8 protein-coding genes and 1 tRNA gene are annotated in these 14,882 nt (G+C 44.2%); all 9 read right to left on the bottom strand.

The window, feature by feature from the left end; all coding sequences use genetic code 11:
• Positions 1–5: 5 nt before the first annotated feature.
• Positions 6–7,925 carry a VCBS repeat-containing protein gene (locus H6779_04100; protein ID USN87565.1) on the bottom strand — a complete coding sequence of 2,640 codons (7,920 nt, stop codon included), beginning with the start codon at positions 7,923–7,925 and terminating at the stop codon, positions 6–8.
• A gap of 157 nt (positions 7,926–8,082) precedes the next feature.
• Positions 8,083–8,153, bottom strand: a tRNA-Met gene (locus H6779_04095).
• 462 nt (positions 8,154–8,615) lie between these two features.
• Entirely contained in the window at positions 8,616–9,236 is a 621-nt protein-coding gene (locus tag H6779_04090; protein USN87564.1) for a hypothetical protein, read from the bottom strand.
• Positions 9,237–9,251: 15 nt separating this feature from the next.
• The gene (gene gatA / locus H6779_04085) at positions 9,252–10,667 is read right to left on the bottom strand and encodes an Asp-tRNA(Asn)/Glu-tRNA(Gln) amidotransferase subunit GatA (GenBank protein USN87563.1); all 1,416 of its coding nucleotides are present in this window, start codon (positions 10,665–10,667) and stop codon (positions 9,252–9,254) included.
• Between the two features lie 2 nt (positions 10,668–10,669).
• The gene (locus H6779_04080) at positions 10,670–10,978 is read right to left on the bottom strand and encodes an aspartyl/glutamyl-tRNA amidotransferase subunit C (GenBank protein ID USN87562.1); all 309 of its coding nucleotides are present in this window, start codon (positions 10,976–10,978) and stop codon (positions 10,670–10,672) included.
• A gap of 27 nt (positions 10,979–11,005) precedes the next feature.
• Positions 11,006–13,024 carry an NAD-dependent DNA ligase LigA gene (gene ligA / locus H6779_04075; protein USN87561.1) on the bottom strand — a complete coding sequence of 673 codons (2,019 nt, stop codon included), beginning with the start codon at positions 13,022–13,024 and terminating at the stop codon, positions 11,006–11,008.
• 4 nt (positions 13,025–13,028) lie between these two features.
• The gene (locus H6779_04070) at positions 13,029–13,631 is read right to left on the bottom strand and encodes a hypothetical protein (GenBank protein USN87560.1); all 603 of its coding nucleotides are present in this window, start codon (positions 13,629–13,631) and stop codon (positions 13,029–13,031) included.
• Positions 13,621–14,205, bottom strand: a complete 585-nt coding sequence (locus H6779_04065) for a type II secretion system protein (GenBank protein ID USN87559.1) — start codon at positions 14,203–14,205, stop codon at positions 13,621–13,623. The genes H6779_04070 and H6779_04065 overlap by 11 nt, the downstream gene beginning before the upstream one ends.
• Positions 14,202–14,873, bottom strand: coding sequence for a type II secretion system protein (locus H6779_04060; protein USN87558.1), 672 nt, complete (start codon positions 14,871–14,873; stop codon positions 14,202–14,204). Before H6779_04060 ends, H6779_04065 begins: the two co-directional genes overlap by 4 nt.
• Positions 14,874–14,882: the final 9 nt, after the last annotated feature.

Raw genomic sequence — 14,882 nt, 5'->3', positions numbered from 1 at the left:
TTTATTTATTCGCTATCATCTTTTTTGGACAATCTCTCCTTAATACTGTTCAGGCTAGACCTTATATTATCAAGCAATGTTGCAGTTGGGATTCCTTGACTCTGTCCTGGAGTATATGCACCTGAATTGAACGAGCTGACCTGATTACCAACACCACTCCTATTACCAACTTCGTATACGAAGTTATTTGAATTAGCTACACCAAATTTACCAGTTTTACCAAACATATAATAACCTGTCTTGTCGATACTATTTGCTGAAGCACCAAGACTGTTAATAAACTCTGTATCTGACATGTTGTTTGGTGGTGTGATAACAACACTTGCTGTAGGCGCCTTTTCCCCGTTTAAGTATGGGGTGTCAGTATTCACTGGACCTCCTTCGTAACTAAACTCTGGAGTCAATTTATTGCCGATACCTAAGAAACCACCTCGGTTGTAAGCCCCTATCGAAAACTGTTCAGTGCCCTGAGGAATTCCATCAATAGAAATCTGGCCTGGATTATCTGGAGTAACTCGATAGAACATATGTGCATCATAAGAAGAAATTACTGGTCTAGAAACAAGCTCAATCTTCTCCCCCGTAGGATCAATGTACTTCAGTGGATTATTCCTTGCATACGCATAGGTATTTAACTGTTGTGGGTCATAGAGGAACTGCGCTGGATTTCGTAAGTTTGCTGGATCTTGTGATGTATATCGTCCGATACCAGAATTATAGTAACGTGCACCTTGGTAGATGAGTCCTGTTTCATCGTCTTTCTGGTGACCTGAGTGCTGAATATGTTGTCTAAAGTCTCCGTACTCATTATCTATCCTCGTATCACCGAATGGGTAGTAGTCCAATTCTTGGGTGATAGCTCCAATACCATCGGTTACCACACTGGTACCACCGAGATGATCAAGATGGTTGTAATACGTCAACGCTCCAGCACCAGAACCTTCAATCGTGGCAACTAATTGGTCACCCATGTAGATGTGCTTTGTGGTAGTACCAGTATCAGTAATTTCGTAATTAGCGAAAGGATAATAAGTCGTTCCTTCGGAAGTAGTCTTGAACACTCGATCACCATTGTGGTCATATCCATAGCTGGTCGTTATTCCTGCTTTTGTGGACTCAGTTAGTTCGTTGCGGTAGTTCCAGGTGTTAGTGGTATTACCGTCGGTTAGGAGGTTACCGTTTTGGTCGTAGGTGTAGGTGGTGCCGCCGATGGTGGTGGCAGCGTGGGGGTTGGCGTAGCTTCCTCCTCCGCCGGTACTAGTCAAACGAATACTGTCAAAATTCACTGTCGCGGCTTGGTCGGTCTCTATGTTTAGTTCAGTGGCGCCTTGATAGTTTTGGTAACCTAAGTCTGAAAGTGGAATGGTGAGGCTGTGCCAGGTGTTGGCTTGGAAACCGCCGGTGACGTAGTCTTTTAGGTTAATGATGGTAAAAGGTGTACTGGCACTGTTGGTGAAATAGAGGTAGAGATTGGCTGTAGTGTCGGTACCGACATTAACCGCCAGCTCTAGATTATCATATGGTGAGCTGTCGAAACTGTTGTTGTGATAAGAGATACCAGCCCAGGGTTGGGTGTATACTAACCCCAATGAATAGAGTCCTGAGTAGACAGGAGAGGTGGCGCTTGGGTTGATGGTAGTCCACCAAGACCAGTCTGTCCAACCGGTAGTGATGCTATCGTCATAGATGTAGTAGCTGGTTCCTCCACTCTGTCCACCATCATAACTATACGTACCAACATCAGACTTGCTGAGGACGTTACCGATACTGTTGTAGGTATAGGTTTCTTGGTATGGAGTAGTACTAGCATTAGTAGTGGAAGCTGAGATAAGGCGGTAGAGGTCGTCGTAGGTGTAGGTGATGGTACCGGCGGAGTCGGTACCGCTGTTGTCTACTATCTCGGTAATATTACCGACAGTGTCGTAGGTATAGGAAAGGTTTTGGACATTCTCAACAAATGGCACCACCGGCGGTTGGCCACCTGAAGTTAGCTCACCAATAAAGGTAGTGTCGATAGCAATATCATCGAAGTAGGTGGTACTAATCGCTTCGGGAGTATAAGTAACTCCGGCGATTACATAGTCAACATTATCAGTACCGGTGTTTAGGGTACCACTTCCGTTGTAGTCAGGTGCACTTTCGTTGGTGTTGTTGAGCCAGATATCTACATCGCCGTTAGTGGCTCCAGTCTTAAAGCGTACTTCAATAGTGTTGACCGCCCCTTTCACCAAATCAATTCCGGTGTCAGTCCACGGTAGAACATCTCCCATCATGGTTAGTCTGGCTGTGCCCCAATCCTCAACATTCATCCAGAAAACTGAGTTGTTGATCGTATCTTCAAATCTAAGAATGCCATGATAACCGGAAGGTCCCCAAGTCATATTACTCGGAATAAATACCTTAAACTGAGCATAAATCTCGCCGGTGTTTTGATCAACAAACTCTAAGCCACCGGAACCTTCTCCAGTCACAGTTTCTTTTAGTGAATCCGCACCAGCCACCTTACTGGTGTTATCTAAAGCCGGGGTAACCCCTCCCCAAGATACATTGTTGTCAAAGGTACACGGAAGAGCTGAACAATTTTCAAAATCTTCTAACCCAAATAGGTAAGCTTGGACGGTATCCGGTAAGATAAAGTCCACCACTTTGCTTATAAGTTTCTTACCCTGGCTCTCTACATAATCTTTAGCGTGTCCTTTTACGCTTCCACCTTTTTCTTTTAGATAACCATCCTCAATTAAGTATGACTCCAACTGATCCTGAGCATACTTGGCTTTATCAAGCACAGCCTGATTAGCTCCCTCTGCTTCTAATCCAGCTACTCGCTCATGGTGGTATTTTTGCCACATTCGGGCTTCGTGGGCGTTGTTGATTTTTAGCTTTAGCTTGCTTTTAGCCACTACCTGATTAACTACCACCGCTTCCGCAACTGGTGGTGTGGAGTTACTGCTGGTAGAAGCAATAGCTGTTGGTACTGCTGGTAAAGTACTGGTGGCAGTGGTGGTAGGTATATCAAATACCACATCAGCTTCTACCACACTCACCACTTGGTCAGCTGTACCGGTAGCGGTTTCAGACGACGAAGACGCAGTGGTAGTCGCGTCTGGAGCAGCGACCGTGGTGGTGGTGGCAATTTCGCTAGTCTCCACCACCTCATCAGTTGTGGTTGTAGTCGAGGTGAGTTCGGCTTCGGCTATTTCTTGGTTTGTACTTGTCGCTTCGATATTAGTAGAAGTTGCAGTAGTTGAATCTGAAGTAGCCGGTTCGATAGCAAGATCAGAAGAAGTTGCGACCATCTCCTCTACCGGCTCCTCTACCGTCTCCACCACCAAGGCTTCACTGGTAGTCGCAAGCGGGAGCTCAGTGGTAAGTGAAGCCAGTTTGGCTTCAATACTTATAAGCTCCTCTCCCGGACCGCCGGTGCCATAGGTACTGGTGGCAGTGGTGAGGATATTTTTCAATCGGTACAGTTCGGTCGCATCATAAGTACGAGTAGTTATAGAGCCATTGCCGTATTCGATATTTTCCATCTGACCATGTGGTCCATAATCAATATTACTCACAATGTTTGCAAAAGTTCCCCCACCCTCTTTTTGTTCCACTTTGTCTACCTGCCCACCTTTATTAAAGGTGTACTTCACTTCTGAATTATCTGGATAAGTAATGAGTGTTTGGTTGCCTTGGCGGTCATACTCATAGCTAGTGGTGTAGGTATTGCTACTTATTGTTTTAGCTTCTGAAGCCAAGAGGTTGTTTGGGGTGTAGGTGTAGTTAGTGGTAGCGGAAGAATTGGCAGCGGTACAAAGTTGCCCCACGCCACCCGTACAAGTATCATAAGTATAAGTGATTTCCGTACCAGTCTGTCCGGTGTAGTCTTCGGTCAACTGGCGATTAAGAGCGTCGTAGGTGTAGTTGGTAGTCTGACTCTCTGGATTAGTCTTGCTGGTCAGGTTGCCAGCGTTGTCATAAGCAAAAGTCCAAGTTCCAAAAGTACTATCACTTGGTGCATGCAAATCTTCCAGGCTAGTACGGCGACCAAGTCCGTCGTAACTTATATTTCGCACATTACTTTCGGCGTCAGTTATCTTGGTCAGATTACCGAGATTATTCCAAGTGTAGTTGGTAGTGTATGAATTGGTTCCCTCGTTTTCGGTCACGGCTGCCAATCGACCAAAAGCGTCATACTGGAATACCTTATCATTGCCGGCAGTATCGGTAACGGTTTCTTTCCATTGGTCGTAGGCGGTAGTGGTCGTACCAACCACAGTTGCTACGCTTGTTACTCTAGCCAATGGATCGTAAGCGTAGGTGCTTAAGAGGTTTGCGTTGGTGGTAGAAGCACTTCTCGCCGCTCCGGTACCAAAGTACGGCAGTGACTCTTTTTCCAAAAGATCATTGCTTCCGTAGACATAATCACGCACCACGTATTGATCCATTCCTTCCGCTTCTTGCCTTTCCTGCATCTTTCGGCCAAAGCCATCTAGGAAAGTATACGAGTTTTTAACTAATCCGCTATTTAGATAATCTTTCTTTTGCACACTGACACTGCCGGGAGTATCGGTATAGACATACTCGGTCTGTACTACCGGAGTACCGGTCTGTGGGTCAGGTGATGTAACGGTAAGCGGTCGACCAAACCCGTCGTAAGTGGTGGCAAAAATATTGCCATTAGCGTCAGTGGTGGTCGCTACTTGCCCGGAAGAATAGTCATACTCGTACTGTGTGGTTTGATTGAGGGCGTTGGTGACACTAGCTGGATATAAGTTATAGGTATCGTAAGTATAGTTGGTGGTATTACCATCTGGATCAGTTTCGGCGGTTACCAGCCCTAGGCTGTTGTATGTCCACTGTTTGTTTGTATAACTACTGCCACCTAGCCAATTCTCTTCTTTGGTCTTGTTACCTAGAGTAACTGTGCCAAGCGGTTGGTTATCGTAGTAGAAGCGAGACTCTTGGACTTTGGTGTCAGAGTTGTCGGTCAAGGTTTGCTTGGATGGTAGAACTATACCGTTCGCATTGGTAGCGTACTCAATAGTTGTCACTTGCTTGTCGGTACCGGTATCTGAGAAAGTACCGTCAGTATTTCCACTCACCTCTCCCCACTCCGTTTTGGTAAGGAGTGAGCCATTGGTGTTGTCGTAGGTGTAGCTGTTGGCCGAAGCTTTCTTGTCGCTATCACCATCGTAATCAAGCTTGAGACCGCTTTCCAGTTTTACAAACGTACTGCCGTTACCAAGTGAAGTGGTGGCAAAATTTTGACGAGAAAGTGTATAGAGATTGTCAGAAAGATCAGTTATTTCTGTGCGATAAACCTGCCCGATTAATGCTTCGTCATCTATGCCCTCTTCGGTTGTAGTCGCTACGCCGTTTCCTTGGTGGTAGTAAGTGGTTTCTTTTCCTAAATCGGTGGTTTTGGTGACTTTTCCGAAGCCGGCAAATTTGCGATCAAAAATATCGCTCACCTCGACGTACTGATGAGCATCATTGTACTCATATGTTTCAGTGACCGTGTGACCGTGGTTATTATCGATGGTTTTATGAGTGACCACTATCGGATTGACTGGTGAGTTACCAACTTTTACATAGTCTGATTGAACAGTAGCAAGGTAGCCGTCGTAGTTGATAGAAGTAATGGAACCGCTTTTATCAATGATTGAGGTCACTAGGTCTGGAATATCTGAAGTATTTAGGAAAACACTCCCACCGGAGCTTTGAGTTTCATCTAAGTCTAGATAATACAGATTCCAGGCGTCAAGTAGATTATCACCATCAAAATCGATCATAGCCGTACCACCACCGCCTGTATAAGCGGCTGTCCTGGTAAGCGGGAAAGGTGGCTGAGGATACACTGGATAGTGAGTACTGTTCACTGAGTAATTCTCAAGATGCCATGTAGTACCTTTGTTCAGGTATAAATTATAACTAAAACCATTATTGTTATGGTAGTGCGATTGAAGAATATCTGGAAGTTTATCACCGTTAAAATCAAACATCTGATAACCAGAAGTTTGATCTTGAATAACAAACTCAACAGGTAAGTTCCAAGACACGTCTTCTTCCCAACCATCACCAGTGTTGATGTATACAGTTTTTTCGTCAGTATACGTATTAACGCTACCACTGAATGACTGTCGATATCCTCGTAAAACATCGATTAACCCATCGTCGTTAACGTCAGCAAATCGAGTTCCATAGTCACTGAATTTACGAAGATTTGGGTAACTAGGGTGCCACGGATATTTGGCAAGTGCCGCAGGAAGAGTAAGGGATGAAAGTTCCCAATCATTACCCGTGTTTATCCAAATATTTGAAGCTACATTTTCACTTGGATGCGAGCCGAAGTTTAGCGTAGCGACTGATTGAACAATGTCTGGTAAGCCGTCAGCATTCACATCAACAAATGCTCGGCCTGGATTGGTCATATCAGCAGGAGAATAATCCCAACTAGACATAGCCTGCAAATTTAACCAGTTAGTGCCGTCTTTTACAAAACCTGAGCCAGAGTTCAGGTAGACATCCATTTGGATTGGACCTAGAATTTCCTTCATATAGTTTGGTGCATTTGAACAGTCTGAACTACTCCAGTCTAGGCAGTTGTAAGCAGCGACGAAGTCATCTAGCCCATCTCCGTTAACATCGATTAAGCGCGCGCCCATGTCGTAACGCTTATCGGTGTTACTGAATACACCATCATTAATGTGTAAGAAGAACGGTGTCTCAATATCATCCCAGCTCCACGGGACATCTATATCCCAGTTACCATTGCCTTTATTGATGTGTACACGACGAGCTGTCCACCGTGCAGAGGGAATGTCGTTCCAGTATCGTTCGTATCGAATCATATCCGTAAGACCATCACCATTCAGGTCACCAAACCGAACACCGTTGTCTTGAAGTCCCATTGGCTCTGGGAATACAAACGAACTGTCGCTCTGCCAATGAGGAATTTCTTCGCCGCCGTAATCAAAGATCACCGCCGGTAAGCTAGTGTTGGTGATAACGTCAGTTTGAGTAATTGTCTCCAGAAGGTCACGTTGAGTATTGATACCAGTAGCGTAGGTTAGGTCGTGTCGAGTGAAGATTGTGGTATTTTCCTTTATTTCAATAGCATTGATACGCTGATCTCGTTCAACCTTAAAGCCAAGACTATAGGACGAGTGAGTGGGAGCAGCTTCGGTTGTGAACACGATGGTGTATGGGCCGTAAGTGATGGTACTAGGATAAATTGCGCCAGTGTCTTTAACGTATGAATATGAGACCATATTGCCGTTAGTGTCAGTAATCGAGCTGAGGTACCAACGAGAAATGTTAGTGATATCGGTCGGGTCTGACTGTTGGGCTACTACGTCAGAACCAAAGTGATATTCGGTACCGTCTTTTGTAGTAACAACCCACCCATTACTTAATCGGCTATATCTCATGAAGTCGCCTTGGTTGATTTTTGTGAGGTAATCTACCCCATCGAATACAAGCTCACCAGAAAGACTGGAGTAAAAGGTTTCGTAGGCGGGGTCGAAGAGCTTATTGATGCCGTGTTTGTTCACCCGTTCAATGTATGGAATAGAAAGATTCCAACCATAGCCAAGTATATCTTGGTCCGAACTGCCCTGACTGTTGTACTGTAGCGAGATTTGCGGGGTGAGGCCGTTAACACCAGGTGGGACGGGAATGTCATATGCGTATAAGAATCCACCACTTCCCTCTCGTACATCAGATCTAAACAGATCACTTCCATCACGGGTTTGAATGTTGGTAATATATCCAGCATCGCCATTAGTAAGAACAGCTGCAAAGGAAACGTTTTCTAACGACCCTAATATAAGCAGAAGTGCGAGAACAAAACTCGCACTTTTAGTAATGGCTAAATTAAATGAGTTACTTACACATCCAGCTGTTTGCGGTTTTTTATAAATAGAGTAATTCATAATAGCAACAATTAATTTAGTCTATAATGAGTTAAAGTATAGCAAAGTTAAAATTATTTTTTTCACCTGGACACATTTTTTAATGCTAAGCAAAAGTTTTATCGCCCCGCAACACTAAGAAAAAACCAAGAGTTATACTCTTGGTTTTTTCTTAGTGTTGCGGGGCCCGGAATCGAACCGGGGTCTGGAGGTTATGAGCCTCCCGAGGTACCTCTCCTCTACCCCGCTATGTATTTATTTTTACCTCTCCTCAAACAAAAGCGTTCTCCAGGGAGGTTATGAGAGCTATATAATTCTCTCGCTCGATACCTCTCTTAGTCACGCTATGTATTTATTTTTACCTTATCTGGAACGAAAAAGTTTCCTCTCCTCATCCTTACAGGATCTGTACACCTTGTCAGTATTTCTTTTCGTAGCCTCAAGAAATACTAGGCAAGGTCTTGCGAAAGTGTTTTGACACTTTCTCACCCCGCTACGTATTTATTCCAGTACTCTAAATTAAAAAGACTAACGTGATTAGCCTTAAGTCAACACAATACATCATTTTTTACTAAAAAGCAATGACATGTCTGGGACCTATGCTAATTAAAATCAAGTAAAACAACCAAGGGTAGACCTTTCCCGTCGCTAGCCGCTCCTCTTTAAGGTCTATTTCTATACAAATTAATTAGCACAAATGCCGGACCTGAATTAACGTATACCCAGCTCCCCAAAAACTCGCTTGTACTGTTTGATGGTATTTTCGGCCAAGTGCTTAGTCAGGACAAAATCTGCTCCACCGTGTGCTATTTGGTTTCGCACCTTATGAGCTTGCCAGGCATCGTCAAGACTGTTCAACTGGGCTGTATTGATACTACGCAGTCTTTCACCAAGCGATGTTCCTGTATACCCAACTTTCTTTAATTCATCATCCAGGACTATATCAGCTTCTATAATAGCCAATTTCCAGTCATTTGGGTTATCTGAAGTTATATGCTTATCAATATCCTCCAAACGACTGTTTCTTGGACCGCTACGAAACTGCTCATCATACAATCGCTCTCTTTTATGCATCATTTCTAAGCGCAAGTTAGATAGTTGCCGATACTGAGTAGCGGCGTAAACATAAATAAGAAGCATTATGATGGAAAGTGTGTAGGATATGATAACAAACGCGTTCCATAAACCACCAAAAAAATCAGTCACTCCGGTGTACGAAGTGCCAGTAATTAGACCGACTACTGCTGATACAACATCAAACGTAACTGGTTCTAGAGGTACCCCTCCGGTGTTAGTGGTAGCTGTGGTTGTAGTATTTAAAGTTGAATCCATGAAGTTTTACCAACTCTAGATCCGCTCATCGTACAATCGCTTACCGATATTAAAGAGACGAGCGTCTCCGCCATGTGGTGCTATATATTGTACCCCAACCGGAAGCGATACACCCTCCCTTTCAACCTTACCCATGGGGAAGGAAATAGCCGGAACACCAGCTAAATTTACGGGTACGGTAAATATATCTTCGCGATACATAGCTAGTGGACTCGACTTTTCTCCAAATTTAAAGGCAGGAGTTGGAGTAGTTGGTAACACAATCGCATCAACTGAGGTGAAAACGTCGTTTAGTTCGCGGCGCATTTTGCTCCTCACTAATTCTGCCTTTCGGTAATATGCATCATAATAACCGGACGACAACACGTAGGTACCGAGCAAAATGCGCCGCTTCACTTCCTTCCCAAAGCCCTCGGCTCGCGTTTTCTCATATACATCCAGCAATGTATCTCCATCTACTGACAAACCATAACGAATACCGTCATAGCGAGCCAGGTTTGAAGACACTTCAGCCGGCATAACTATATAATATGCAGCCAAACCCTGTTCAAACAATGGCAGTTCAATATCTACCACCTTATGTCCCTCTGACTCTAGAGTTTTAAGTTGTTCCTCAAATACTTCTAGAACATCTTTATCGACACCATCAGCCAGAAAGTGTCTTGGTACACCGATAGTATAAGAATCCTTGATAACAACCTCATCATAAGTATCAGGGGCGATAGTCGTCATATCTAGGGGATCTAGTCCAGCCATAATTTCATGAACTGCCTCTGCGTCAGCCACAGTGTTTGTTAGCGGGCCAGCTTGATCAAGGGAAGAACCCATAGCAATCAAACCATTTCTAGACACTGCACCGTAAGTTGGCTTAAAAGCCACCAAACCACAATAACTAGCTGGTTGTCTGACTGATCCACCGGTGTCAGTACCAATCGCTACCGGCACCACACCCATTGCTACTGCCGCTGCCGAACCACCAGAAGATCCACCCGGTACACGTTCTGGATCTAGCGGGTTTTTGGTCACACCAAAATACGAGCTCTCAGTTGAACTACCCATAGCAAACTCATCCATATTAGTAGCACCAATCAAGATGGCGCCAGCCGCTTTTAGTTTAGCAATAATAGTCGCATCATAAGTGGCGGTGTAATTTTCCAACATTTTAGAGGCAGCCGTAGCCTTCTTACCTTTGATTAAAATATTATTTTTAATCGCTACCGGTATACCACAAAGAGGTGGCACTTTATCACCTTCTTTAGCGATTCTCTCATCGGCCATTTTAGCCTCTTCAATTGCGTCATCGTAAACTGCAATAAAAGCATTTATATTCTCATCTTTCTCGCGGATGTCTTGCAAAGTTTTTTTCACCAATTCCACCGCCGTGATTTCACCGGACAACAGTTTTTTTCTTAATTCAGCAATCGTCAACATAATTACTCAGTATCAGTTTGTAAAATCTTCTTGACCTTTAAGAAGCGTCCTTCTTTGTACGGCATCTCCCGCAACAAATCTTCAGTATAAGCATCAGGCTCATTTGTCACCACATCACTACGAAAAACATTGTAGCGTGGACCTAATTCAGGCTCTGTTTCGGTCTCTTTTTCACCTCCAGCCGCCATACTCTGAACCACACTGACATAATCAATAATATCCGATATGTCGGTAGTAAAGTCCGCCAGCTCTGAGTCTGTTAATCTTACCCTAGCCAACCGACTTAAATGTTCTACATCTTCTTTCTTCATGGTTGCATCATAGCATCTTAAACAAAATCATGCCACGAGCTCTAAAAACTCTGCTTCTGACAAGACTGTCACCCCCAAATCCCGAGCTTGCTTGGCTTTGCTACCAGCCGCCTCACCAACTACTACATAGTCAGTTTTTGTCGACACTGAACTAGCTACGTTTCCACCTAATTTTCTAACTTTATCTTGCGCCTCCGGTCGTGTAAATTTTGTCAGCGTACCAGTAAATACAAAGGTCTTTCCTTCAAGCTCACTTCCAACCTCTGTTTCATCATTATAAATATCTAAGTGCGGCAGCAGCTTTTTGATCAAAGACTGCTCTTCTTTGTCCGCTTGCCAAGAGACTAAAGTATCCGCAATCACCTCACCCACCCCATCAATTACCACCAAATCCTCATATTTAGCCTCTAAGATTGCTTCAATACTTGGAAAATTCTTGGCCAGAAGCCGGGCTGTTTCTTCGCCAACATGTTCGATTGATAAACCAACCAGAAGTCGAGCTAAGGAGACTCGCTTGGCATTTTGAATAGCAGTCACTGCATTTTGGGCTGCCCTTTCTTTGAATCCTGGTAAAGATAGAAATTGTTCCACTGTAAGGGTAAAGAGGTCAGCCGCATCCTTAATTAGATTATTTTCAAGTAAAGCGTCGATAATTCGCGGACCAACCCCATCGATATTAAAAGCCCCTTTTGCTACGAAATAATACATTCGTTGCCTATGCACAAAGTCCGAGTCAAGTGAAACACAACGATAAGCGGCGGTACCTGGTATACGCTCAATCAAACCGTCACCACCACAATCTTTTACTGTCCTCGGGAATTTATATGGTCGACTGCTTTCCGGTCTCAATTCTGGCAAAACCATCACCACCTCAGGGATCACGTCACCAGCTTTGCGAATTATAACCGTATCACCCACTCGTACATCCAGCCGTTTGATTTGGTCTTCGTTATGAAGTGTAGCCCTGGTCACCGTCGAACCATCGACCGTAACCGGTCGCAGATGAGCCACCGGAGTAACTACACCAGTCCGACCAACCTGCAATTGGATGTCCTCAACGATTGTAGTGGTTTCAACGGCTGGAAATTTATAAGCAATACCAAACCGCGGTGACTTAGCAGTGTAGCCGGCTACCGTTTGAACTTCTACCGAATTAACCTTTACTACCACCCCGTCAACTCCGTAAGGCAAATCTTCGTGCTTTGTCTTCCACTCTTGATAATATTCCTCTACTTCAGCCAAGGTTCGGCAACACTTAGGGTAGGAGTTGGTAGGTAGGCCTAGTTTTTTAAGGAGTTGAAGTTCTTCCCACTGGGTCGCGGGGGCGGGAAGCTTCGCTTCCCGCCCCCCAAATCGATCAACATCATAGACAAAAAGTGACAAGTTCCTGGACCTGGCTACTGCTGGATCAAGTTGACGCAGCGAACCGGCGGCGGCATTTCTCGGGTTAGCAAAAAGACTGTCGCCCATTTTCTGACGCTCAGTGTTTAATTTTTCAAATTCATCAGCCGCCATCCACACTTCACCAACACAGATCAGATCAACCGGATATTTAAGATGCTTAGGTAATGACTTAATAGTACGAGCAGTATGACTCACATCTTCACCCACCTCACCATCACCACGCGTTAAAGCTCTAAAGAATTCGCCCGCCTTGTATTCAATCACCAGCTTTAAACCGTCAATCTTATGTTCAACCACGTAATCCACCTTAGACACTTCCATGCCCTGCTTATGAACATAGCGGTAAAGACGCTCCTCCCAAGCCGTCAATTCTTTTAGGTCAAATACATTATCAAACGACCACTGCGGTACCTCGTGCTTTACTTTAGCAAAAGCATTACTGACATCACCTCCCACCGCTTCACTTATTTGACTTTTCTTACCTTCTAGTTTTTCTTCTAAAGCCCCCAACTCACGCAGTAAAGCGTCGTAGGCTTGATCAGAAATCTCTGGAGCATCTTTAGAGTGGTAAAGATGCCGGTGATAATCAACCAATTTACGCAATTCACTAAGGCGCTTTCGGCTCTCTGAATCATTTTTCATAACCCTATGATTCTAGCAAAACTTCTCGCTGTAGGGTACCGTAAACACCTGAAGATGCACCACCACACGACTGATTATAACCACGTACCGAAGTCAGAGTGCAGCGGCCGCCCGGTTCACACTCAAACTTATTATTACCACTAGGTGATACATATCCTGGTATATAAGTTGAGACATTATCAACCCCAGCCCCGGTTGAACCATCGTCAGAAGTCAAAAGCAACATCCGCACCTCAGAACAGCGCTGTAGTGAAGCAGCTCCCCAAGTAAACTTAAAATCATAAGTATGTGCATTTCCTTTTATCAAATCAGCGGAAGGAATATTTACTTTAGACGTAGCTGGTAAGGTTTGACCAAAACATTCAAACACCACATCATTACCCTGCTCAAGATTATCTTCCTCTTTAATACGCCAATACTGAGCACACTCAAGCCCAGCATTGGCAGCATGAAAAGCTATCTCTGAATCCTTTGAGTTAGTAGACAAAGATAGTTGCTTGATGGTCAAATCAAGTATGGTTAGGCCAACCGAGACAACCACTCCCACCACAATTAGAGAGATTAATAAAGCAAAACCAGACTGTTTTGTGTTTAAACTAATTGACATAAGTATTAAATAAATAAGTATCAAGCTCAACCTTTTGGTCAGCCACAAGCGAGCCCGTACGCCACGTTACGGTTGATGTCACCAAAACCTCCCTGTCGGTAGCGCCCGGTGTGGCAGTAATCCTAATTTTTCTGGTAAACGGCTGAATTGTTGTACCACTACTGCTATAAGTAAAATGTTGTCGATCGTTCACACCCAAGTACATGCGACACTTTGTACCAGTATCACAATCACTGACAACCAGACTGTCAGCTACCGCACTACTCCACTCCAGACCACAGCCGCTACCACTAAAACATTCAGCGTAAGTTGCCCCATTAACAAACTCTCCCCAAGGGTCTAGTTGGCTACCTTCAAAATACTTGAGCTGTAATTCGTTGCGAGCTGCTTGTGCTAACTCCAAACCTTCTTGTGCCAAGAAAAAAGCCTGTATCTGCTCAGTGGCAAAAGTGGAGCTCTTGGCTGTCTTAGACGAAATAGTCATAGGCGCCACAATAACCAGCAACAAAATCGAAATTGCCACTAAAGTTTCGATAAGAGAAAAACCGGATTGTTGTTGCTTATTGTATTTCATAGATCAAGAATTCGTTGTGTTACGGTCGTTTGTAATGAATAAATCTTTCCGGTTGGATTATTTTTCTCTTTTGCTTCCAGATAAATTGTTACTGTCGGTTGTTTAACATCATTGCCATTTTCACTTTGCGGTTCACTACCGGTGACATAAAATTCTGCGTTTATAATCTCCAAACCGGACGAAACAACCGACTGAGCCGGACCATTTCCAACTCGCCGTTTTATTTCCTTGGTGTTACCATCAAAGAAATAGGCTATGCGTTGTGAGTTAGAAACAGAGCTGGTAATACTCTGTCCACCCTCGTAAAAAGAAACTCCTTGCAGCTCATGTGTGCTCGGCTGCCTTCCCAGCGGACAATCACGTTTACTAGCCCCGGCCACACCCTCATGGTCATTGCCGTCAGTAAAAATATTGTTGGGGCCACCAGCTGAATAATTCTCATAAGCGTTGCAGTAATAATTGTACCCAGTCCTTATCTCTCTAGTCATGGTGTCCATCGCAAAAGATAAATTGGTCATAATACTTTGTTCAGCCTGGAGTTGTTTATTGGCTGAAATAATTGCTAAAAGTGCACCCACTGCTGTCGTCACAACCACAGCAAACACCCCTAAAGATACAATCATCTCAATGAGAGTAAAGCCCGACTGTTTCTTATAGGAATTAAGCATAATCTATAA

It is taken from the genome of Candidatus Nomurabacteria bacterium (assembly GCA_023898525.1).
Lineage (GTDB): Bacteria > Patescibacteriota > Minisyncoccia > Phycocordibacterales > UBA918 > OLB19.
Note: the sequence above shows the minus strand (reverse complement) of the source record. Positions and strands in the feature narration are given on the sequence as shown.